Origin of the sequence: Kitasatospora arboriphila (assembly GCF_039528095.1) — a bacterium.
GTDB classification, from domain to species: Bacteria; Actinomycetota; Actinomycetes; order Streptomycetales; family Streptomycetaceae; genus Kitasatospora; species Kitasatospora arboriphila.
In genome coordinates this window covers 13495-34120 of the sequence record NZ_BAAALD010000083.1, presented here as the reverse complement: position 1 = coordinate 34120, position 20626 = coordinate 13495, and the positions used below count along the sequence as shown (strand labels likewise).

15 protein-coding genes, 1 tRNA gene and 1 pseudogene are annotated in these 20626 nt (G+C 70.4%); 6 read left to right on the top strand and 11 right to left on the bottom strand.

What is annotated here, in order from left to right; all coding sequences use genetic code 11:
• Nucleotides 1–64: 64 nt before the first annotated feature.
• The 4 genes from ABD353_RS30700 to ABD353_RS30685 form a co-directional block, all read right to left on the bottom strand.
• Nucleotides 65–688, bottom strand: coding sequence for a hypothetical protein (locus tag ABD353_RS30700; RefSeq protein ID WP_344626948.1), 624 nt, complete (start codon nucleotides 686–688; stop codon nucleotides 65–67).
• Between the two features lie 13 nt (nucleotides 689–701).
• A complete protein-coding gene (locus tag ABD353_RS30695) occupies nucleotides 702–1832 on the bottom strand; it encodes a Gfo/Idh/MocA family protein (RefSeq protein WP_344626947.1) in 1131 nt (376 codons plus the stop codon).
• Nucleotides 1829–2635, bottom strand: coding sequence for a sugar phosphate isomerase/epimerase family protein (locus ABD353_RS30690; RefSeq protein ID WP_344626946.1), 807 nt, complete (start codon nucleotides 2633–2635; stop codon nucleotides 1829–1831). The genes ABD353_RS30695 and ABD353_RS30690 overlap by 4 nt, the downstream gene beginning before the upstream one ends.
• A gap of 237 nt (nucleotides 2636–2872) precedes the next feature.
• Nucleotides 2873–3331: an ATP-binding protein gene (locus ABD353_RS30685; protein WP_344626945.1), complete on the bottom strand. Its 459-nt coding sequence runs from the start codon at nucleotides 3329–3331 to the stop codon at nucleotides 2873–2875.
• 419 nt (nucleotides 3332–3750) lie between these two features.
• Between ABD353_RS30685 and ABD353_RS30680 the strand changes: the two genes are divergently transcribed.
• Both ABD353_RS30680 and ABD353_RS30675 read left to right on the top strand, forming a co-directional pair.
• Complete coding sequence (locus ABD353_RS30680; protein WP_344626944.1) at nucleotides 3751–5289, top strand: ATP-binding protein; 1539 nt, start codon at nucleotides 3751–3753, stop codon at nucleotides 5287–5289.
• An 81-nt stretch (nucleotides 5290–5370) separates the two neighbouring features.
• A complete protein-coding gene (locus tag ABD353_RS30675) occupies nucleotides 5371–8298 on the top strand; it encodes a Z1 domain-containing protein (protein WP_344626951.1) in 2928 nt (975 codons plus the stop codon).
• Between the two features lie 676 nt (nucleotides 8299–8974).
• Here ABD353_RS30675 and ABD353_RS30670 read toward each other — a convergent pair.
• From ABD353_RS30670 to ABD353_RS30660, 3 genes are all read right to left on the bottom strand, one after another.
• Entirely contained in the window at nucleotides 8975–9406 is a 432-nt protein-coding gene (locus ABD353_RS30670) for a hypothetical protein (RefSeq protein ID WP_344626943.1), read from the bottom strand.
• Nucleotides 9407–10817: 1411 nt separating this feature from the next.
• Nucleotides 10818–10891 (bottom strand) — tRNA-Pro (locus tag ABD353_RS30665).
• 154 nt (nucleotides 10892–11045) lie between these two features.
• On the bottom strand, nucleotides 11046–12482 hold the full coding sequence (locus tag ABD353_RS30660) for an MFS transporter (RefSeq protein WP_344626942.1): 1437 nt from the start codon (nucleotides 12480–12482) through the stop codon (nucleotides 11046–11048).
• Nucleotides 12483–12547: 65 nt separating this feature from the next.
• Between ABD353_RS30660 and ABD353_RS30655 the strand changes: the two are divergent.
• Nucleotides 12548–13617: pseudogene (locus ABD353_RS30655) on the top strand (DUF2804 domain-containing protein).
• A 70-nt stretch (nucleotides 13618–13687) separates the two neighbouring features.
• On the opposite strand, the gene ABD353_RS30650 reads toward ABD353_RS30655, so the two are convergent.
• The 3 genes from ABD353_RS30650 to ABD353_RS30640 form a co-directional block, all read right to left on the bottom strand.
• The gene (locus ABD353_RS30650; RefSeq protein ID WP_344626941.1) at nucleotides 13688–14488 is read right to left on the bottom strand and encodes a DUF1684 domain-containing protein; all 801 of its coding nucleotides are present in this window, start codon (nucleotides 14486–14488) and stop codon (nucleotides 13688–13690) included.
• A gap of 90 nt (nucleotides 14489–14578) precedes the next feature.
• Nucleotides 14579–15442, bottom strand: coding sequence for an acyl-CoA thioesterase (locus ABD353_RS30645; protein ID WP_344626940.1), 864 nt, complete (start codon nucleotides 15440–15442; stop codon nucleotides 14579–14581).
• A gap of 243 nt (nucleotides 15443–15685) precedes the next feature.
• Nucleotides 15686–16363, bottom strand: a complete 678-nt coding sequence (locus ABD353_RS30640) for an alpha-ketoglutarate-dependent dioxygenase AlkB family protein (RefSeq protein WP_344626939.1) — start codon at nucleotides 16361–16363, stop codon at nucleotides 15686–15688.
• 300 nt (nucleotides 16364–16663) lie between these two features.
• On the opposite strand from ABD353_RS30640, the gene ABD353_RS30635 reads away from it, so the two are divergent.
• The gene (locus tag ABD353_RS30635) at nucleotides 16664–17467 is read left to right on the top strand and encodes an MBL fold metallo-hydrolase (protein ID WP_344626938.1); all 804 of its coding nucleotides are present in this window, start codon (nucleotides 16664–16666) and stop codon (nucleotides 17465–17467) included.
• 179 nt (nucleotides 17468–17646) lie between these two features.
• Here ABD353_RS30635 and ABD353_RS30630 read toward each other — a convergent pair whose 3' ends face one another.
• Nucleotides 17647–18387, bottom strand: coding sequence for a transglycosylase family protein (locus tag ABD353_RS30630; protein WP_344626937.1), 741 nt, complete (start codon nucleotides 18385–18387; stop codon nucleotides 17647–17649).
• Between the two features lie 578 nt (nucleotides 18388–18965).
• Here ABD353_RS30630 and ABD353_RS30625 point away from each other — a divergent pair.
• Nucleotides 18966–19847: a hypothetical protein gene (locus tag ABD353_RS30625; protein ID WP_344626936.1), complete on the top strand. Its 882-nt coding sequence runs from the start codon at nucleotides 18966–18968 to the stop codon at nucleotides 19845–19847.
• 153 nt (nucleotides 19848–20000) lie between these two features.
• The gene (locus ABD353_RS30620; RefSeq protein ID WP_344626952.1) at nucleotides 20001–20609 is read left to right on the top strand and encodes a hypothetical protein; all 609 of its coding nucleotides are present in this window, start codon (nucleotides 20001–20003) and stop codon (nucleotides 20607–20609) included.
• Nucleotides 20610–20626: the final 17 nt, after the last annotated feature.

The window sequence follows — 20626 nt, the reverse complement described above, 5'->3', positions numbered from 1 at the left end:
TTTGGGATGAGACAGGACGCAGTGCGCATCTCCGGCGGGCTTTCATGGGCAGGTGCCACGCCGATCACTTCTGCCCCGGGAGTCGCGCCAAGGGCTCCGGCCGGACGGCTCTAAAACCCGCATCAACCAGCGCTTTCATGGGTGAAACGCCCAGTGAGATCTCGTCGGGTCCGTCGCCGTGGCTGGCGATCCGCCGGAACTCAGTGCCGGCTCCGCTCCGGCAGTGCCACACGGTCGTCCGCTCCAGGCGGTTGAGCCAGTACTCCGGTCTGGTCTGTGGCGGAAGGATGTTTCCCTCGTTGTCGGCCACGACGGTGATCGCCTCCTGGAACGGGCTGGCGAGGAAGACGCTGGCGGCGTGGGAGAGATGGTGGGAAGGGACGGCGACAACCTGTTCGTCTCGCACGTCGAGCCCCTGCTTCCGCAGCTCGGCAGCCGCCCAGCCAGCCGGCGGCGGCACGTCGCAGCAGATGCTCACCGCGACGCGGCCGACGGAGTGGATGTCGGTGTCGGCCGCATCGAGGCAGTACCGGCTCGCCAGCCGAACCGATCCGCAGTGCTTTGTCCTCGTGAGGCGTTCCTCCGCGATCGCGGCCACTGGGACACCGTCGCGGAGCAGCACGGCGGCACCGTCGTAGAGGTCGGTACCCGTCGATGTCCGGGTCAGGTTCACGCCCAGAATGTCCACAGCCAACTCCTCCTCAGTGCTGCGCCAGGGCCTGGCCGGCCGACTGGAACGGTGCTGCCGACTCCCCAGTGCGAGGTCGGACGACCGGCTCGGGAACGAGCGCGCGCCCGCCGAGTTCCGCCGACCGGGCGGCGGCCTCCAGCACGCTCGTCACGGCCAGCAGGTGCTCCGGTCCGCTGACGGTCGGCTTGCCGGTGCGGCAGGCCAGTGCGAACTCCTCCAGCTGGAGAATCAGCGGCTCCCGGTAGCCGCGGAGCCCGCCCCGCTCGCCGGGCCGGCAGCCGTCGGCGAGCAGTCGGTCGATCTCCTTCGGGCCCTGCGGTCCGGTCTGGGTCAGCGTGTCCTCGCCGTCCAGGTGGCCGTGGCGGTACTTGACCGCCCAGTCCTCGCCCAGCACGCGCAGCGACCGCTTGGCGCCCGGGTGCCTCCAGCCGAGGTAGACCTCGCCACGGACACCTGATGCGAAGCCGAGGTCGAGCGTGACCCCGTCAAGGTGCCGGCCGCCGGGGAACCGGTGCCCTCGGGCAGTTACCTCGACCACCGGCTCGGCCAGCAGGTGCAGCAGGACCGACACGTCGTGGGGGCCGAAGTTCCACAGCACATCGCAGTCCGTGCGGCGCCGGCCGCCGAGCCGCTCGCTCCGCACGAGCCAGGGCGTGCTCGGTGCCGCCTCTCGCAGCCACCGCGCGAGGTTCCGTACGGGCTGGGTGTAGAGGAAGGTGTGGCCCGCGGAAAGCTGCAGGCCCCGCGCATCCGCTTCGGCCGCCATCATCTGCGCCTCGGCAAGATTCATGGCCGCCGGCTTCTCGACGAGCACGTGGCGGCCGGAGCGAAGTGCTTCGCTCACCACCTCGGTGTGGGTAGCGGCCGGGGTTGCGATCACGACAGCCTCGACGCTGCTGTCGCTCAAGGCCTGGCTCAGGCTCGCGGACGTCCTGACTCCGTACCTCTGGCGAGCGGCCTCACGCGCGGCGGGCCGGGGATCGACGACACCCTTCAGTACGGTGCCGCGCGCCGTTGCAGCTGCACGGGCGTGATTCGCACCCCACCGGCCATGACCCACGATCACGAGCCCCACCGGGGCGCAGGACGCGGCGGCGCCTTCTGCAGGGAGCACTTCGGCGGTAGCCGCAATCGCCGTCACAGCGCCACCCACTCGCGCAGCGCGGTGATCGAGCGGCCGATCCCCTCCAGGTCGCCACGGAGGTGGGACTCCAGCGTGACCGTCCCCGTGTAGCCCAGGTTCCGGAGCCTCTCGAAGATCTCGGCCCATCGGAGGTCTCCCTGGCCGACGGGCACGTAACGCCCCTCCTTGCGGTCCTTCACGTGAACGTCGACCGTGCGTCCGACCAGCCTTGCGGTCAGCTCGCTGAGGCCGTCGTTATCGGCCGCGATGAGGTGGTTGCACGGGTCCACGATCGCGGAGAGGCCCGACGCCGTCGTGAAGTCCTCCAGCTCCGGAAGCGTCCGCACGTGGCAGACGTACTCGTTCTCCACCGCTGCCAAGGAGATCGGCCAGTCCCCGACCGTCTGCCGGATCAGCGCCTCCTGCTTCGCGGGGATGCTGTCCCCGGCCTTCGCCGTGAGGAAGGTGAAGATCCGCACAGTCGGTATCTTCAGCGCGGCGGCGATCGCCGGCAGCCGACGAGCAGCGTCCAGGTGCTCAGCCAGAACGGGCGGAAAGCCGACGAAGTGCGGATCGACCGGCGCCGACTCGCCGCTGCTCTCAGCCGGACACTTGAAGAGCGGCGACATGATCGAGGTGACGGCGACCTCGTACCGGTCGAACAGCTCGACGAGACTCTCAATGTCGGAGTCATCGCACTGCAGGATGTTCTTGCCCCACACGGAGCGCACGGCGACGTACCGGATCCCCTGCTCGACGGCATACTCGACGGCCGCCGCCGGATCCTGGGACACCTCGTCGGTAATGATCGATAACCTCACGTTCCCAGTCCTTTCTGGGCTTCCGAGCCGCGCTTGCGCGCGACGGGCATTGCTGGGACGTAGACAGGACGGGCGGCGGACCGCCTCCGAGATGGCCGCGCCGGACCTGTCCGGACTCATCGGTGCCGCCCTCGGGTGACGGACGCGGACGAGACGACCTGAATCGGACGCGGGCCTGGGCCGCCTCGTTCCCACTGGCAAGTCGACCGGTGAGAGATCAACGGGCCTCAGGGCGCACTACGCGCATGGCGCAGTCGGCACGATGGCCCACACGGTCTTCCCTTCGTCCGACCAGTGCCAGCCCCACGACGTGCAGACCGAGTCCACGAGGAGCAGGCCCCGGCCTTCCTCGTCGTCGTCCGAAGGGGAGCGGGGCTTGGGCGCGACCGGGCAGTCGTCGATGACCTCGACGAGCAGCGCACCGTCTGCCGACCGGATTCGCATTTGCACCGTCGCGCCTTCGCCTGTGACCTCGCTGGCGTTCGTGACAAGCTCGGTGACGACCAGTTCCAGGTTGTCGGCGGCTTCGGGCAGCAGCTCCTCCTTGAACCTGCCACGGGCCTCCAGCCTCGCCGTCCGCGCGGCAGCCGGGCCCGCAGGGATCCCACGGGTCAGCAGGGGCACGGCCTGGTGCCCGTGCAGCTGAGACAGCGTCGGAGCGGTGCCGTATTCGGTGGTCGTCCTTGGCAGCAGCACCTGCTCGCCTCCTTGTTGCATCCTGGTGGCCGCCCCGAGTGCGGAAGCGGGCGAAGACGCGGCTCTCCCGGCGGTGTCCCCGCCCTCACCACGATGGCGCTCAACTCCCGGCGCTGTTATGAGCGTTTATGAGTGACACGACCGTCTGCTTCCGCCCTAAAATCAGGGCTAACGTTCCGTCAGTTCCGCCGGGCCGCTCAGGTGCGCGCTCAGCGGACCGCCCCAGGCCATGCGGCCCCGACAGTCGGGCAGGTGTTCGCAGCCACGTTCGATTTCATTGCGGCGCAACCGAATTGAGATGCTCAAATGCGGTTGGCAACAGGCCGCACATGCGGTGCAAGCCGCATAGGATGATCCTCATAGGTGAGGGGCTGCTTGGCCGGCGCAGTCGGCTGTGGCGCCATGAGAGGTGGGGACGTATGCCGCTTTCTGCGTCTGGCGGCTGGGAGTACGACGTCCCCACTAGTGGCAGTCGGCGCCTGCCGCCTGATGCAGGGTATGCAAAGGCTCTGACCAATCAGGGGTACGGCTTCGAGGCCGCCATCGCTGACCTGATCGACAACTCGATCGACGCTGAAGCCGACACCGCGATAGTGCTCTTCCTACGAGCGGCCGATCGGATCGTATCGCTGCTGGTTCTCGACAACGGGCTCGGCATGGACGGCAAGTCGCTTGACGACGCCATGACTGTCGGTCGGCGCCGGAAATACGGACGCCATGCCCTGGGCATGTACGGCACAGGCCTGAAGGCTGCATCGCTCTCGCAGGCCCGCTCACTTACCGTCATAAGCCGTACTAGGAAGACCCGCCCCGTCGGCCGCAAGCTGACCGCGGAAGGGATCGAGGACGGCTTTCGCTGCGACACGGTCGACGAGGGCTTCGCGCATGAGCAGATCAGCTCCTACAGCAGCCTGATCGGGCAGCAGGGCACGATCGTGCGTTGGGACCGGGTGCGCGCCTTCGAGACTATCGCCCCGGGACAGAGCGACCAGTTCCTGTCGAAGGCCAACTCGCAGCTTGAGAGGCACCTCGGGCTCTACCTGCACCGCTTCCTCACACGAGGGCTGCGACTGGACATCGCTGTCCGGGACGTGATCGCGGATGAGGAGACCGACCACATCAACGTGGTTCCCCTGGACCCCTTCGGCTACCGGGTCCCGGGCAGCCCCGGGTACCCGAGGAAGTACAAGGCGCCAGTGGAGGGTGTGGGCCGGGTCGACTTGGAAGCCCACATCTGGCCCGCCAAGTCGAACCTCGGGGGCTTCCGTCAGATCGGTCCGGTGCACGAACGGCAGGGCTTCTACTTCTACCGCAACGACCGCCTCGTGCAGGCCGGTGGGTGGAGCAACCTGCGGGCGCCTGAGTCGCACCTATCACTCGCCCGGGTAGCAGTGGACCTGCCCGAGAACGGCAGCGAGGTATTCAGCCTGACTGTCAAGAAGGACGGAGTCCAGGTCACCCCGGCCTTCACCGACGCCGTGGAGCAGGCAACCGACACCGCAGGCCACTCCTTCCGCGCCTTCCTCGCAGATGCGGAGGCGGCGTATCGGGAGGGGGCGTCGCGGTCGGCCATTGAAAGGCCTGCTGTCATTGAGCCCGGCAAGGGGTTCGACCCGAAGGTCAAGCGGGCTGTACGCGAGGAGCTCCGAATCAAGAGCGGTGAGGAGCCCCTTCGTATCGACTGGGTGAGCCTCCCTGCGGATCAATTTTTCGAGCTGGACCGCGACGGCAACGCCATCCTTCTCAACAAGGCCTTCCGCGACGACTTCAACGACGGCCGCCGCGGCGGCGCAAACGATGCACCTGTCACAAAAACGCTGCTCTACCTGCTCCTCCAGGACTGCTTCGGCCTGGGGCGCTGGGAGCGGAAACGCGCAGACCGCATCGACTACTGGAATACCATCCTGCTCGCCTCCGTCCATGCGCAGCGCGAGCGCCGCAACCGTATCGGATACTGAAAACAGTCTGATGCCCGTTACGAGGGGGCCGTTGTGACTACTGACCCGATCCTGCACATCCATACGCAGGTCCTGAACGGTATGCAGCCGAGTCCGCGGAAGTTCCGAACGTTCGCCGAGCTCATTGCCGATGAGGACTTCCCCGGCACCGATCTCAGCGAAGAAACCTTCCACACCCGCCTCGCCAACGAGGAAGCGCTCGGCGACCCGCTTACCGCATTGTGGGCCCGCTTCCTCAACGCATGGGACGCCCAGGACACGCCTCAGTGGCCGACCGAAACGGACCCTCGCACCCCTGGGCGCCGCGCCGCCATCTACGACCGGCTTGGGTTCGGTCCTGCGCTGCGCGAGATCCTTGATGCCGCCGTCCCAGTAGTCCATGCCGCAGGAGCCACTGTCATCGCTAAGGAGCACATTCCTTGGTACACACCCGAGCGCGCTATGGCCCGCGCGTACTACTGGCCGGCCTACGAGCAGCACCTGCGACAGAAGAAGCGGTCCGAGGCAACCATCGCCGACCTCAGGGAGGCAACGCGGGCAGTAGTCGAGCGCTTGACCGATCCGGAGCAGGAGGGTTTGCGGCAGGCCAAAGGTTTGGTCGTCGGCCATGTGCAGTCCGGCAAGACCGCGAACTTCACTGGTGTCATCGCCAGGTCCATCGATGCTGGCTACCGCCTTGTCATCGTCCTCAGCGGCACGCTAAACCTTCTCCGCGCCCAGACGCAGAAGCGCCTGGACATGGAGCTTGTCGGCCAGGAAAACATCCTGAGGGATGCGGACCTGAGCGACCTCGACTCCGTTATAGGCATCGACTATGTCCACGATGAAGACTGGCCGAAGTTCGTACAGCACGGCGGCCGCCCATCGGCCCAGCAATCCTTCGACATCGACCGCCTGACTACGCGGGACAAGGACTACAAGGGGCTTGGCGAGGGAATCCGTGCCCTGGAGTTCGAGAAGCGCGACCGAGCCAAGCGCCTTTACGACCCCGTGAATCTTCATCATGCAGCAGCCCGGGTTCTGGTCGTCAAGAAGAACAAGGCGGTCCTCACCAAGCTCGTCAAAGACCTCAAGCAGATCCGCGGCATCCTCGGCGAGATCCCTGCTCTGATCATCGATGACGAATCCGATCAGGCCTCTGTCAACACCACCGATCCGAAGAAGTGGCGCAACAACGCGCCCACACGCACGGCCATCAATGGTCTTATATCGCAACTGCTAAAGCTCCTTCCCCGGGCCCAGTACGTCGGATATACGGCGACACCATTTGCGAACGTCTTCGTCGATCCGGGCGATGCCGAAGACATCTTCCCCAGCGACTTTCTCATTTCACTGGAGAGCCCGGACGGATACATGGGCGTCCGGGACTTCCACGACCTCGACTCTCCGCTCTCCGACTCTGAGCGCACGCCCGAGAATTCCCAGGAGAAGGCGCACGTCCGATCGATCACCTCCAAGACCGGCGACCGCCTTCAGGAGGCCATAGACAGCTTTGTTCTGACCGGCGCCCTAAAACTCTTCCGGGCCGACCACGGGGTGGACGCCGACCCCTTCCGCCATCACACCATGCTCGTCCACGAATCCGTCCGGACCGATGACCACGACGATCTCTCACGGCGGATCAAGTCCATGTGGCACCAGGCCGGCTACGCCTCCGCCGAAGGCCATCTCCGACTTGCTGCCCGCTGGGAAACCGACTTCCGGGTAGTATCCGAAGCGCGTGCAGCTGACCTACCCAATCCTGGGTCCTACGATGAGCTGCGCCCGTATGTCAGCCGCGCTCGGCAGCTGATCAACAGCGGTGGAAACCCGGTAGTGGTCGTCAACGGCAACACCGACCGCTACTTCGACCAGCTCGATCTCGACTTCGATCGCACCCCGCGCGTCTGGAAGATTCTCGTCGGTGGCACCAAGCTCTCCCGCGGCTTCACAGTGGAGGGCTTGACTGTGACGTACTACCGCCGGACCGCCCGCCAGGGTGACACCCTCATGCAGATGGGCCGCTGGTTCGGATACCGCCCAGGGTACCGCGACCTGGTACGTCTCTACATCGGACGTGAAGAGCCCCTCACGAAGACATCCACAGTGGACCTCTACGAGGCATTCGAGGCAGTCTGCCGCGACGAGGAACTGTTCCGTCAGCAGCTCAAGCAGTACTCCGGACTCATCGACGGCAAGCCGCAGCTCACTCCCAACGATGTAGCGCCCCTAGTGTCTCAGCACCTGCCGTGGGTCAGGCCATCCGCCCGCAACAAGATGTTCAACGCCGAACTCGTCGAGATCCGCTCACCCGGAAAGCCCATCGAGCCTGCCGTCTATCCGCAAGATCCCGACATGCTGGCACGCAACACCAACCGCTGGGCCCCCATCCTCAAGGCCTTCCCTGCCCAGGCCAGCCAGATTGCCAGCCTGTTCGGCGCGGGCATGGCACCGCCCAGGCCCTTCTCTGCCCTCATTTCCAGGGTGAAGCACGCTGAACTCGTGGCCGTTCTCGGCAGCCTTGAATGGGAGTACAAGGGCTACTTCGCCCCGCACTTGCACTACCTGGCCCAGCTCGACGGTAGCTTGGCCCTCGTCAACGACTGGGTCCTCATCGCGCCCCAGCTCACCGATGCCTACCGCATCGAAGCCTCGGTGGCGGAATCCGCCCAGCTATCGCTTGCGCGCCGTACCCGCCAGCTCGGGAAGCCAGCATTCGGCCGCATCGCCACTGTTGAGCACCGCCAAGCCGCCCAGGCCCTCATCGACGCAGCTGCGGCCTCCGGTGAGGACGCGGCAGTCGGCCCTCAGACCGGTGTCGCACTGATCTACCCGATAGTCGAAGGGGCAAATGCGGAGGATGTGCGCTCTGCTGTCACCAACAGCCAAGCCGACCTGCGGAAGATTGTGATGGCCTTCACCCTGTTCCCACCGCTGGCCGCGACTGATTCCTCCCGCCGCATGCTCCGGTTCCGGGCCAAGGACTCCCGCCACGATGGCCAAGCGATCGTCTCTACGTCTGGCGCCTGAACCGGCAGTCCACGTCAAGAGCCCCTGAGCCCCTCGGCGATCCCCTGCCACCTTGGGATGGGAGGGCTTGAAGACAAGCCTGATCGGTCCTCCCCGGCCGAGAAGGACGCAAGGCTGGCCAGCTGACAACTGCTGGTACTGGCGCCGAGCAAGATGAGGGGCCACCTGGCCAGAGTGCGGGCAGGCGTGGATCTGCCTGCCCGCACCGCGCCAAGCTAACGACCCCTTTGACTGACTCTTCCCAAGGACGTCGCCGTTCGCGCATCTGAGGTGATGCCGACGGTGCTTTCCTGCGGGACCATTCCGGGACCACACGCTGCGCGCGGAACCGAACAACGTCTGGCCAGCCACCCGGCGCGACGTGGCCCAGTACGGCCCCTACCTGCGGAAACGTCCACTGGCGCAATCTGGGGGTCAAGGGGGGCGCAGGTTCAAATCCTGTCGTCCCGACAGGAATGTCAAAGCCCCGCTGGCCTGGACGGAAGTCCAGGCCAGCGGGGCTTTTGCCGTTTCTACGGTCGGTTCAGCGGACGAGCCGCAGGTGGCGTCCGGGGGGAGTCCGGCGGGGCCACTTCGGGACCAGGGGCCCGGCGCGGGCCGCTCAGGTGGGCGGTCAGCGCCTCGCCGACCCGCTCGATAGCGCGCCGGTCTGGGTGCAGATAGCGCTGGGTCGTCGTCAGCGACCCGTGGCCGGCGATCTTCCGCAGGACATGCAGCGGCACCCGGCGTCCGCCCTCCAAGTCAGCCCGGTGTGGCGCAGGTCGTGGTGGCGCAGGTGCTCGTACCCCAGCTCCACCACCACCTCGTCCCAGTGAGTGGCGTCCCGCAGGACTGCAGTGGTGATCCGGCCGTCCCTGGGCCCGCTGAAAAGCCGGGCCATCGGGTCGGGGCCGATCACATCGAGCCGCCGGGCGACCAGGTCCCGGAGCTCCGGGATCCGCGGCACCGTCCGACGCCGCTTGCCCTTGGTGCCCTTGTCCACCAGCCCGCCGGGCACGGCGGTGGTCTGTCGGCACAGGTCCCACGTCCATCGCGCACGGTCGATGTCCTTGCGCCGCACACCGGAGACCTCACCGATCCGGGCCTCGGTGCAGGCCGCGAAGCGCACGACGTCGCTTTAGCCTCCGTACTGGCCGTGCGAGCGCAGCACCAGGGCGGTCGCCAGGTCGTCCAGCGCGTGCCAGTCCGGCAGGGCGAGCGCGCGCGGGTCGTCCAGCTCGTTCTCGGCCGGCTGGTATTCGCGCTGCCAGCCGCTGACCTTGGCGGGTTGGTGTCGATGACACCGCCGCAGACCGCCTGTTCCATAATCCGCACCAGCATGGCGAGGGTGTTCTTCACCGTCGAGCGGCCGTGCTCGTCCGCGATCCAGCCATAGACGGCGCGGTCGATCACGCCGTTCGTGACGGTGCGCAGGGGCAGGTGGCCGAGCGTGGGGACGATTCGCAGCCGCCAGCCGGCGCGGTAGGGGTCCAGGGTCTTGAACTCCAGTCCGCACACGGCGAGTTCCATCACCGAGTCCCCGTACTCGGCCAGCGGCATGGCCGCCGGGGCGGGGGTGACACCGCAGCTGGCCAACCGCAGCATCCCCGCGATCCACTCTTCGGCGGCGTCCCCCGTCGTGAACATCTCGGAGCTGAGCTTGCTCCAGCAGGCCCGCTCCGTTGCGATGTCCAGCCGATGCACCCAGCTGCAGCCGGGCTGCCCTCTGGCACCGAGCCTGCGCACAGCCACAGCCCCCTGCTGTCAGAGGCGCCGTACACCATGCGGTCATGAAGCTTCCGCGGGTTCCGTGTCCTGTGTGCAACCGCAGCATCGCCGTGACCCCGATCGGGGAGATCGGGCTCGGCGCCATCCACGATCACAAGCGCGAATCACGCCGCCTGGTCCTCTGCTAGGGATCTATGCAACGAGTTCCCCTGCACGCACGCCTGACATGGCAACAAGAACTCGCGCAGCCCAGCCACTCCGCAGGCCTCACCGCGGTGCAGGAGTCCCTGTTCCAATAGCTCCGCCACGTCCGGTCGGCGCCGTACAGCTCCATAGCCGGACGAACAGCCACTCCCAACCGGCCGCCAGCTTCACGCCGAACCGCGCCGGACAACCGCCGGCAGCGGCGAACCGGGAAAACCGCCCTTGACCGACCGCCAAACGGCCCTCGGACAAGGGCACTCCCAGCGCCGAGGGCTCAATACCGTTGACACGCAACGCTGCTCCCGGACAAAGAATTCTGGGAGCAGCAGGTCAGCGGCCCGCCACCCGTTGCGCACGCACACCCACGCGCCCTCGGCAGGCGCCCTGCGCCCAACCGTTCACAGAAAAGTCTTCGCGAACTCGACCGGATCGGGTGACAACGACCGGCCCAGCGTTGACCTCTGGAGCGGACTGGGAGCACATCGCTCCCATTTGCTCCCAACACTCCCAGCCCTGCGCTCCCAGAAACCGCCCCGAGAACGCGAAAAGGCCGCATCCGCCAAAACGGATACGGCCTCTGACCTGCGACTTTGGACAACAGTCCGAAGTCGGGACGACAGGATTTGAACCTGCGACCCCTTGACCCCCAGTCAAGTGCGCTACCAAGCTGCGCCACGTCCCGTGGTCTCGCTGCCTCGGCTCACCGATCTTGACCGGTGATCTTCGGCTTCTCGACCTTGCCCCCGGTCTCCCGGCGACGTGGAAAACAATACAGCACGTGGAGGGGTGCTCGCTGCCAGGTTTCGGGTGGCGGGGCCGGGTGGTGTCGTGGCTGGTCAGGGGGTGGGCTTGCGGGAGTCGTAGCGGAGGAAGGCGGGGCGCCGCGCCGCGAGCAGCAGGACGGCCGCGACACAGGCCAGCCCGCCGGTGACGACGGAGATCGTGACGGAGGAGGTGAGGGTGGCGACCGTGCCGGATTCGAAGTCGCCGAGGCGCGGCCCGCCGGCGACCACGACGATGAAGATGCCCTGGAGGCGGCCCCGCATGTCGTCCGGCGCCGCCACCTGCATGATCGTGTTGCGGAAGATCATGCTGATGGTGTCGGCGCAGCCGGCCGCCGCGAGCAGCGCCAGCCCGAGCCACAGTTCGCGGACGACCCCGAAGGCGGCGATGGCGAGCCCCCAGGCGGCAACGGCGGCGAGGACGGCCGCGCCGTGCCGGTGCACCCGCCCGATCCACCCCGAGAACAGCGCTCCGACCAGCGCGCCGACGGCCGGTGCGGCGACGAGCAGGCCGACCGTTCCGGCCCCGCCCCCGTAGAAGCCGACCGCGATGGCGGGGAAGAGCGCCCGGGGCAGGCCGAAGATCATGGCGGCGAGGTCGGCGAGGAAGCTGGTGCGCAGGTTCGGCCGGGTGGCGAGGAAGCGCAGCCCGTCGAGGACGGACGCCCGCCCCTTGCGTCCGCTGCCGTCGGCACCGTCGCTCTGCGGCTTCATCGCCGGCAGCCGCCACATCGCGTAGAGCGTCGCGCTGAAGGCGACCGCGTCGAAGAGGTACGCGGACTGGGCCCCGAACGCCCCGATGAGCAGTCCTCCGAGCATGGGGCCGACGGTCATGCCCAGGTTCATGCTCACGGTGTTGAGCGCGTTGGCGGCGGGCAGTTGTTCGCGCGGCACCAGGCGCGGGATCATCGACGACCTGGCCGGCGAGGAGAGCGCGAAGAAGCCCGCCTGGACGGCCACCGCCGCGTACAGCAGGACGACGACGTGCAGGCCGAGCAGGGCCTGGGCGGCGAGCAGGACGGAGACGGCGGCGAGGCCGGCGGAGCCGATCAGGCCGAGGCGGCGGCGGTCGACGGTGTCGGCGACGGCGCCGCCCCACAGGCCGAAGGCGACCAGCGGGACGAGCGAAAAAAGTCCGACGAGGCCGGTGGCGAAGCTGGACCGGGTGAGGTCCCAGACCTGGACGGCGACGGCCACGGCGGTCATCTGCTGGCCCACCGAGGAGACGGTCTGGCCGAACCAGACCCGCCGGTAGTCGGGGATGTCGCGCAGCGGCCCGATGTCGGCGAGTGCACCGCGGACGATCCGCCGCAGCCGCCCCGGGGCCGCAGCGTCCGCCGTGGGGTCCGCAGCGCCCGCCGTAAAGTCCGCAGTGCCCGCCGTGGGGTCCGCAGCATCCACCGTGGGGTCCGCAGCGTCCGCCGCGGGGCCAGTGGTGTGGGCGGGGGTGGGCGGGGCTGCTTCGGGGGCCTGCGGCTGATCGGTCGACATGGTCAACCATGTTCGACCACGACGTTTCACCCCGTCCCGCCGGGGTTGCCGCTACGGTGACCGCCGTGGCGTCCTCCGATCGCGAACTGACCGCCCCCGTCGACCTCTGCCGGCCGGACGGGCGGCTCGATCCGGCGGCCGTGGGCTGGTCACGCCGGCCGCTGCACCGGGCGAACCTGCGCGGCTGGGGCCGCACCAAGCGCTGGGAGTACTGGTGCGTGGCCGCGCCGACGCACCTGGTGGCGCTGACCGTGAGCGATCTGGACTTCCTGGCGCTGAACAGCGTGTACGTGCTGCGCTGGGACGGCCCGGCCGCACGCGCCCCTGGGAGGCGGAGCGCACCGCCCTGGTGCCGTTCGGCCGCGGGGTCGCCCTTCCGGAGGCGATCGCCGGGTCGAACGGGAGCGGCACCGACGTCGTGGTGGGGCCGGAGCGGCCGACCGGCGGCCGGGTCCGGGTGGAGGTCCTCGGCGAGGCGGGCGGTACGCGGCTGCGGGCCCGCTGCGTGGCGCCGGACGGCCGGCCGGTGGAGATCGACGTGTTCGCGGCGCTGCCGGACGGCCACGAGACGCTGGGCGTGGTCGTCCCGTGGGACGGGCGGCGCTTCCAGTACACCTCCAAGCACACCGCCCGCCCGGCCCGGGGCACGCTGCGGATCGGTGACGAGACGCTGCCGTTCGGGGCGGCGGCCGACGCCTGGGCGGTGCTGGACCACGGCCGGGGCCGCTGGCCGCGGAGGGTGCACTGGAACTGGGGCGCCGCCTCGGGCCGCACCGACGACGGCCGCACGCTCGGCCTGCAGTTCGGCGGCCGCTGGACGGTCGGCACCGGCACCACCGAGAACGCCCTCTGCGTGGACGGCCGTCTCACCCGGATCGGCGAGGAGCTCGCCTGGTCGTACGACCTCGCGGACCCGCTCGCGCCGTGGACGGTCCGCACCCCGGGCTCGGACGGGGTGGACCTGGTCTTCACCCCGTTCCACGACCGCCGCACCCGCACCGAGGCGGGTCTGCTCGCCAACCGCACCGACCAGTGCTTCGGCCACTACCGCGGCAGCGTCCGGGCGGCGGACGGCAGCCGGATCGCCGTCCACGACCTGTTCGGCTGGGCCGAGGACGTCCGGATGCGCTGGTGAACCGCCCGGACGGCACGACCCGGCGACCCGGCCCGCCGAACCGGCCCGCCGAACCGGGCAGGACGGACGGTCAGCCGGTGACCACGTGCCGCTCCCCCGCCTCGACGGCGAGCGGCAGCCGGTTGCCGGGCGGCGGGAAGGGGCAGATGAAGTGGTCGGCGAAGGCGCAGGGCGGCAGGTGGGCCCGGTTGAGGTCGAGCACGGTGCGGCCGTCGGCGTCCGGCGCGGGCAGGGTGATGAACCGGAAGCGGTAGGTCTCATGCCCGCTGGTGGCGTCCGCGATGACGCCGCTGAGCCGGCCGCCGGAGCGGCTGACGGTCAGCGCGTACTCCTCGCCGCACAGGGTGAAGGCGATCTGCCCGGTGACCGCGAGCGGCCGCTCCTTGCCGTCCGCGTTGGGGACGGTGAGCGCCCGGTCGCCGCTCTCGAACGGGGTGAAGACGGCGGCGACGGCCCAGTCCGGCGCGTACGGGAAGGTGTCGATGCCGGCGAAGGCGGCACGGGCCGGGGCGTCCGGGTCGAAGACCCGCAGGGCGAGCTCGCCCTCGCGCTCGATGGGGACGAGGCGCAGTTCGCCGAGGGTGGCGCGTTCCGGGGCCGGGTCGGTGTCGGGCCGCAGCGACACCTCGCCGTCCAGGGCCCCGGCCGCGGCCGCCGATTCGAGCCGGATGCCGTACTCGGCCTTGGCGTCGAGCCGGACGACCCCGTCGGCGGCCCACCACTCGCCCGGCAGGCCGGGGATCTGCTCCGGGTCCGGGCCGAGCCAGTGCGTCCCCGTCAGTGCGAGCGGCCCGTGCTGGGCGCTGACGGCGGCGGCGCGGGCCTCGGTCCAGCGCTGCCAGGATTCCGCGGCGGTCTCTGCGGCGGTCATCGGCGGTCCTTCCTGAGCGGTGCCTGAGCGGTGGCGTATCGGTGGCGGATCGGATCCGCAAGGGCTCGCGGGCGGGTCGCGCCCGCCGGGTCAGCGTGCGGTGAGCGGCCGGAACAGGCCCTCCTGGACGACGGACACGACGAGCCGCCCGCTGCGGTCGAAGATCTCGCCGCGGGCGAGCCCGCGGGCGCCGTGCGCGATCGGTGACTCCTGCTGGTAGAGCAGCCAGTCGTCTGCGCGGAACGGACGGTGGAACCACATCGCGTGGTCGAGCGAGGCCATGTCGAAGTTCCGCTCGCCCCACAGGGGTTCGACGGGGACGCGGACGGCGTCGAGCAGCGTCATGTCGCTGGCGTAGGTGAGCGCGCAGACGTGGATCAGCGGGTCGTCGGGCAGTTCGCCGTTGGTCCGCAGCCAGACGCCGCTGCGCGGCTGGACCCCGGCCAGCTCCTCCTTGTTCCAACGCAGCCGGTCGACGTAGCGGATGTCGAAGGGCTGGCGGCGGCTGATGAACGGCGGCATCTCGCCGAGCCGGGAGCCGACCTCGTCGAGGGCGCTGGGCAGCTCCTCCGGGCCGGGGACCTGCGGCATGGCGTCCTGGTGCTCGATGCCGCCCTGCTCGGGGCGGTGGAAGTCGGCGGTCAGCGCGAAGATCGACCGGCCCTGCTGGATGCCCAGCACACGGCGGGTGGTGAAGGACCGTCCGTCGCGGATCCGGTCGACCTGGTAGACGATCGGCACGCCGGGGACGCCGGGACGCAGGAAGTAGGCGTGCAGCGAGTGCACCGGGCGGTCCCCGTCGACCGTCCGGCCGGCGGCGACCAGGGCCTGGCCGGCGACCTGTCCGCCGAAGGTCCGCTGGAGGGCCTCCTCCGGGCTGCGTCCCCGGAAGATGTTGAGTTCGATCTGTTCCAGATCGAGCAGGTCGACGAGCTGGTCGACGGGCGTGCCCATGTCCTGTGTCCTCTCCAGGCCGCCGGACGCCTGCCCGGGATCTCCGGTGCGGCGCCGCCCGGCGCTCTACGTCTACCGAGAAGTCTCCTCCGGATCGGGGAATTCCCGCCGTCCGGATCGGAATCCGCGGTCGGTCCGGCCCGGAACGGCGACCGGAACAACCACCGGAACCGACCGCCGGACCGGCGCGGACGGCCCGGAACGGCCCGGCAACGGCGGCCCCGAAGCCGCAGGGCAACGGCCTCAGACGAGTCCGGACTGCCGGACGGTGATGTTCAGCCGCCCGACCAGGCCGAGTGCGGGGTCGGCGGTGCCGGGCAGCGTCTTCACCACGCCGTGGTAGGCGAACCGGGCCGGGCCGCCGAAGACGAACAGGTCGCCGCTGCGCAGTTCCAGGTCGGTCCAGGGCCGGGTGCGGGTCTCGGTGTTGCCGAGCCGGAAGACGCAGCCGTCGCCGATCGAGAGCGACACCACGGGGGCGTCGACGCGTTCCTCCTTGTCCTTGTGCAGGCCCATCCGCGCGCCGTGCGGGTAGTGGTTGACGACGGCGATGTCGGGCTCGTACCCGGCGGCGCCGGGCACCGCGGCGAGGCCGTCCGGACCGTAGGCCGCCGCGAGGGCGCGGCGGGCGAGGGCGCCGAGTTGGGGCGGGAAGGGCTTGACCGGGGCGCCGTCGCCGTCGACGACCGTCCGCGCGTAGCCGTACGGGTACCAGTGCCAGCCGAGGCAGACGGTGCTCACCGACATGTGGCCTCCGGTGGGCATCCGGACGGTGCGCATCCCGGCGGGCGGCCGGGCCCAGTCGCGGCAGGCCTCGACGAGCGCGCGCTGCTCGGCGGCGTCCAGCCAGTCCGGGAGGTGGACGGCGCCGGGGGCCGGTTCGGCGGGCTCTCGCGGGAACGGGAGGGGTTCGCCGGTCATACGGCCATCCTCGCAGCTGCCCGGACCGCCCCGGGCACGGACGGCAGGACGGGCGTCCACGACCTCCGGCCCGGGGCCGGACGGGCGTCCGCGACCCTCCGGCCCGGGGCCGGACGGGCGTCCGCGACCTCCGGCCCCCGGGGCCGGGCGACGGGACGGGCGGTCCCCGCGGGCTCCACGCCGGTCGCAGGGTCGACATGCGGTGCACCGGCCGGCGGCCCACGCTGGTCGGGGAGCCGACCCCGCCCCGCCCCGCCGCGGCGCAGCGTCTGCGCCGCTCCGTGCACCCGAGGAGCCGGCATGAGCAGGCTGGACTTCGCCGTCGTCGACCTTCCCGAGTCGTCCATGCACAAGACGGCGGTGCTGATCGCCGGCGCGCGCGGGACGATGCTGGTGGACACCGGGTTCACCCGTTCGGACGGGCGGAAGCTGGCGCAGCTGGTCGGGGCGATGGAGCGGCCCCTGACCACGGTCTTCGTCAGCCACGGGGACCCGGACTTCTACTTCGGCGCCGAAGAGGTGCAGAACGCCTTCCCGGAGGCGACGTTCCTGGCGCATCCGCTGGTGATCGAGCACATCGCGCAGACGTACCCGTCGAAGCTGTCGACCTGGGCGCACCTGGGGAGCGAGCTGCCGACCCGGCCGCCGCGGCTGCGGCCGCTGGACGGCGACGTGATCGAGTTCGAGGGACACCGCTTCGAGGTGCGCGGTTTCGAACCGAAGCTGCCGGACCGGCACTTCCTGTGGGAGCACCGCAGCCGGGTGCTGCTCGGCGGCGTCGCGCTCTACCAGGGGCTGCACGCCTGGACGGCGGACACCCCGGACCCCGGCCGGCGGGAGGCCTGGATCGACCTGCTGGACGCGATGGAGGCGCTCGATCCGATGATGGTGGTGGCCGGGCACCGGATGCCGGCGGCAACTCCGGACGCGAGCGCGATCGCCTTCACCCGTGACTACCTCAAGGCCTTCGAGCGGGAGGTGGGCAAGGCCGAGGAGGCGGCCGACGCGGAGGAGGCGCTGCTGCGCCTGTACCCGGACGCCGGGCTGAAGCTCGCCGTCCGGCTGGGTACCCGGGTGGCGAAGGGCGAGCTCGTCATGGACTGAGCAGAAGCGGGCGGAGAAGGTCGGGCCGCCCCTGCGGCGAAACACCGAACCGCCCGCCGGCGGCCGCCCGTCCGGGGGGTACGGGCCCCCCCCCGACGGGCGGCGGCAGGTGGCCGGGGGCGCAGCAGGGGCGGCCCCGGACGAGGGCGGTGACGCGGTGGTCAGCGCCGCACGGGGTGTCAGACGGACAGGACCTGGCCCGGGAAGATCATGTTCGGGTTGCCGCCGATGACACCGGCGTTGTTCTTGTACAGGGACTTCCAGTCGACGCCCTTGGCCTTGGCGATCTTGCTCAGGGTGTCGCCGGCCTTGACGGTGTAGTTGCCGCCGTCGGTGTTCTTCTTCGCCGGGGCGGACGGCTTCGGGGCGTCCTGCTTGGCGGTGGTGTTCAGCTGGGCGCGGGCCTCGCTGCGGCTGGCCTTCTGCTCGTCGGCCTTGGGGGCGGCCGGGGCGGCGGCCTTGGGGGCCGGGGCGGCGGCGGCCTTCGGCGCGGCAGCGGCGGCGGTGTCGACCTGCGGGGCGGCGCCGCCCTTGGTCAGGCCGGCCTTGACGGAGCAGACGGGCCAGGCGCCCGGGCCCTGCACGGCGAGGACCTTCTCGGCGACGGCGATCTGCTGGTCCTTGGTGGCCAGGTCGGCGCGCGGGGCGAACGAGGTGCCACCGAAGGCGGCCCAGGTGCTGTTGGTGAACTGCAGGCCGCCGTAGAAGCCGTTGCCGGTGTTGATGTGCCAGTTGCCGGTGCTCTCGCACTGGGCGACGGCGTCCCAGGTGGAGACGGAGGCGGCGGAGGCGGAGGTGGCCGTGACGAGGCCCGCCACCGGCAGGACGGCCACAGCGGCGCCGCCCGCGATCGCCAGCCGGACGCGGTTGCGCTTGGTGGCGGTGGTGGTGGCAGCGGCAGTCTCGTTACGGAAGAGCATGAGATTCCTCTCGAAAGCCCCGGGCGGGCAGGCGGAACCAGAGCCGTGTGGCTCTCGGTTCGCTCGCCGCGTCCGCAAGACGGCCGTTGCACGTGTTCGTACGTGCCGCGCCGCCCCGGCCACCCGCTTCGTCCGGGCGGTGGTCAGCCGCTCCGGCGGCACTCGCTCCCCCGGCCGGGGCCGGTGGGCGGTGCTCGGGTGAACCCGGGAAGTGCTCGGTGCACTGGGCAAAAACCTACGAGCCGCCCGGCCGGGCACCAAACAGTTTCGGGTCGTCCCAGCTCAGCGCAGCGTTACCGCGAGTATCGATCTAGCAAAGAACGGGGATATGCCCGTTTTGCCCGTATTTTCCATGATCGATCCCCACCCGATCGTGAGGCTGCTCACCGTTTCCGGCCTGTGACCTCGGGCACAGCGTCGACAGATTGCGACCGCACGCCCACCCGTCGCAGTCAGATCCGCGGCAAATCCCGTCGGAGCCGGACGCACCCGTGACCCCGGCCACAACCGCCCGTTGGGAATGGCGGCCAGGCGCGCCCGTGCCACCCCCTGAGACCGGAGGAGTTCCCTTGCCGCGCATGCTCGAAGTCAGCGACGAAGTACGAACCGAGATCGGCGACGACGAGGCCGACCGCCTGCTCGCCGGCGCCCACGCCCCGGACGCCTACGACTGCACCTCGTGCCGCGCCCCCGGCGACTCACTGCGCGAGCCCACCAGCACCGTCCTGTTCATCGGCGATGAGACCGCCGTCCTGGCCTTCGCCCACGCCCGGTGCGTGCCCTCGCAGGTGGTGCCGGTGGACGAGGACCAGCTGCTCGGTGCCGTCCGTTCGATCTCCCAGGCGCAGGGCGGGGTCGGCGCGCCCGCGTCCGCACCGGCGCACGCCGTCTCCGGCGCCCATGCCGCCCCCGGGATGCCCGACGACGTCTGGTCCGCCCCGCCCGTGCGGGCGCCGCAGCCGCAGGCCCCGGCCGACCCGGGCACCCAGCCGGCGGTGCTCGGCGTCACCTGCGGCCTGGTGCTCTGCGGGGACACCCCGTACGCGGCCCTCGTGGTGGAGCCCACCGGGCCGATCGCCCGCCCCGGCAGCGGCTCGGCGGAGGACGAGTTCCTCTCCCTGCTCACCGACCACGGCTTCCAGGTGGTCCAGTCGGTCGACCGGGCGCCGGTCCGGCCGCTGACCGGCTGGTCGGTGCTGATGGCGATGGGCCAGCTGCACGCGATCCTGCAGCCCTCGGCCACCGGCGGCAGCGCCGCCTGGTGGCAGGCCCACCAGCCGCTGCAGGTCACCGAGGCCTGGCGCGCCGCGGTCGCCCGCCGCTCCGAGGTGATCATGTACGCGGTGCCCGCCGGGACGATCGGCCGCCAGCCCCGCGAGGACCTGCTGCGGATGGCCCTCGACCGGGCCGCCGGGCAGGGCGTCCTGGCCGCCGGCATGCTGCCGCTGGCCGGCACCTGACCGTGCCCGGCGGCAGGTCGTCCGGACCCGGAGGACCGCCCGGCCGAGCGCCCGGCGGACCTCCCGGCGGCACCCGGCGGGCACCCGGCCGACTGGCATAGGCCGGGCCGCGGAACCCCGCATCCCCGGGCGGTCTCGCTCGTTGGCCCTCACGTGTACAGCTACGACGTCGCCCCGACCACCCGCCCGTCCGCCGGCCGCACCATCCCGGGCATGCGCCCCTCGTACGACGCGGACCTGCCCGTCTCACCGACCCCGATCTACGACGCGCTGTACTCCGAGTACCGGAGACTCTTCCGGGCCCTGCCGGGCGACCGGACGGACGAGGAACAGCTCCGGTTCACCGGCTTCGGTGGGCCGGACAGGTTCTCCCGGTTCTCCGGGTTCGGCGCGTCCTCGGCCGCGTCCTACCCGCAGCACCAGGTGTTCGAGACCTACGCGGGGCACGCGCACGGCACCCCGCAGTTCGTCTCGGAGAGCCTGTCGGCGGCCGCCGGGCGGGGGCACGGCACCGAGCACCAGCAGGGCCGGCTGGCGACCCAGACCGCCACGGTCGGCCAGCAGGCCGGGCACACCTCGGCCGGCCACACCGCCGCGGGCCACGAGGCCACCGGGCACACCCCCGGGCAGGCGGTCGGCGGCACCGGGCAGGGCTGGGTCGCCGCCGGGTACCTGGGGCAGCAGCCGACCGCGGCGGGCGGTGGGCGGCACCGCTCGCTGCTGTCGCTCCCACCGGGCCGCTCCGCCGAGCAGACGCTCTGAGCGGGCCCTCTGAGCGG

Bases quoted from the DNA above. Each gene is read 5' to 3' on its own strand.
- ABD353_RS30680 (WP_344626944.1), top strand. From the start codon at position 3,751: ATGCCGCTTTCTGCGTCTGGCGGCTGGGAGTACGACGTCCCCACTAGT.
- ABD353_RS30675 (WP_344626951.1), top strand. From the start codon at position 5,371: ATGCAGCCGAGTCCGCGGAAGTTCCGAACGTTCGCCGAGCTCATTGCC.
- ABD353_RS30660 (WP_344626942.1), bottom strand. From the start codon at position 12,482: ATGTCGACCGATCAGCCGCAGGCCCCCGAAGCAGCCCCGCCCACCCCC.
- ABD353_RS30650 (WP_344626941.1), bottom strand. From the start codon at position 14,488: ATGACCGCCGCAGAGACCGCCGCGGAATCCTGGCAGCGCTGGACCGAG.
- ABD353_RS30645 (WP_344626940.1), bottom strand. From the start codon at position 15,442: ATGGGCACGCCCGTCGACCAGCTCGTCGACCTGCTCGATCTGGAACAG.
- ABD353_RS30640 (WP_344626939.1), bottom strand. From the start codon at position 16,363: ATGACCGGCGAACCCCTCCCGTTCCCGCGAGAGCCCGCCGAACCGGCC.
- ABD353_RS30635 (WP_344626938.1), top strand. From the start codon at position 16,664: ATGAGCAGGCTGGACTTCGCCGTCGTCGACCTTCCCGAGTCGTCCATG.
- ABD353_RS30630 (WP_344626937.1), bottom strand. From the start codon at position 18,387: ATGCTCTTCCGTAACGAGACTGCCGCTGCCACCACCACCGCCACCAAG.
- ABD353_RS30625 (WP_344626936.1), top strand. From the start codon at position 18,966: ATGCTCGAAGTCAGCGACGAAGTACGAACCGAGATCGGCGACGACGAG.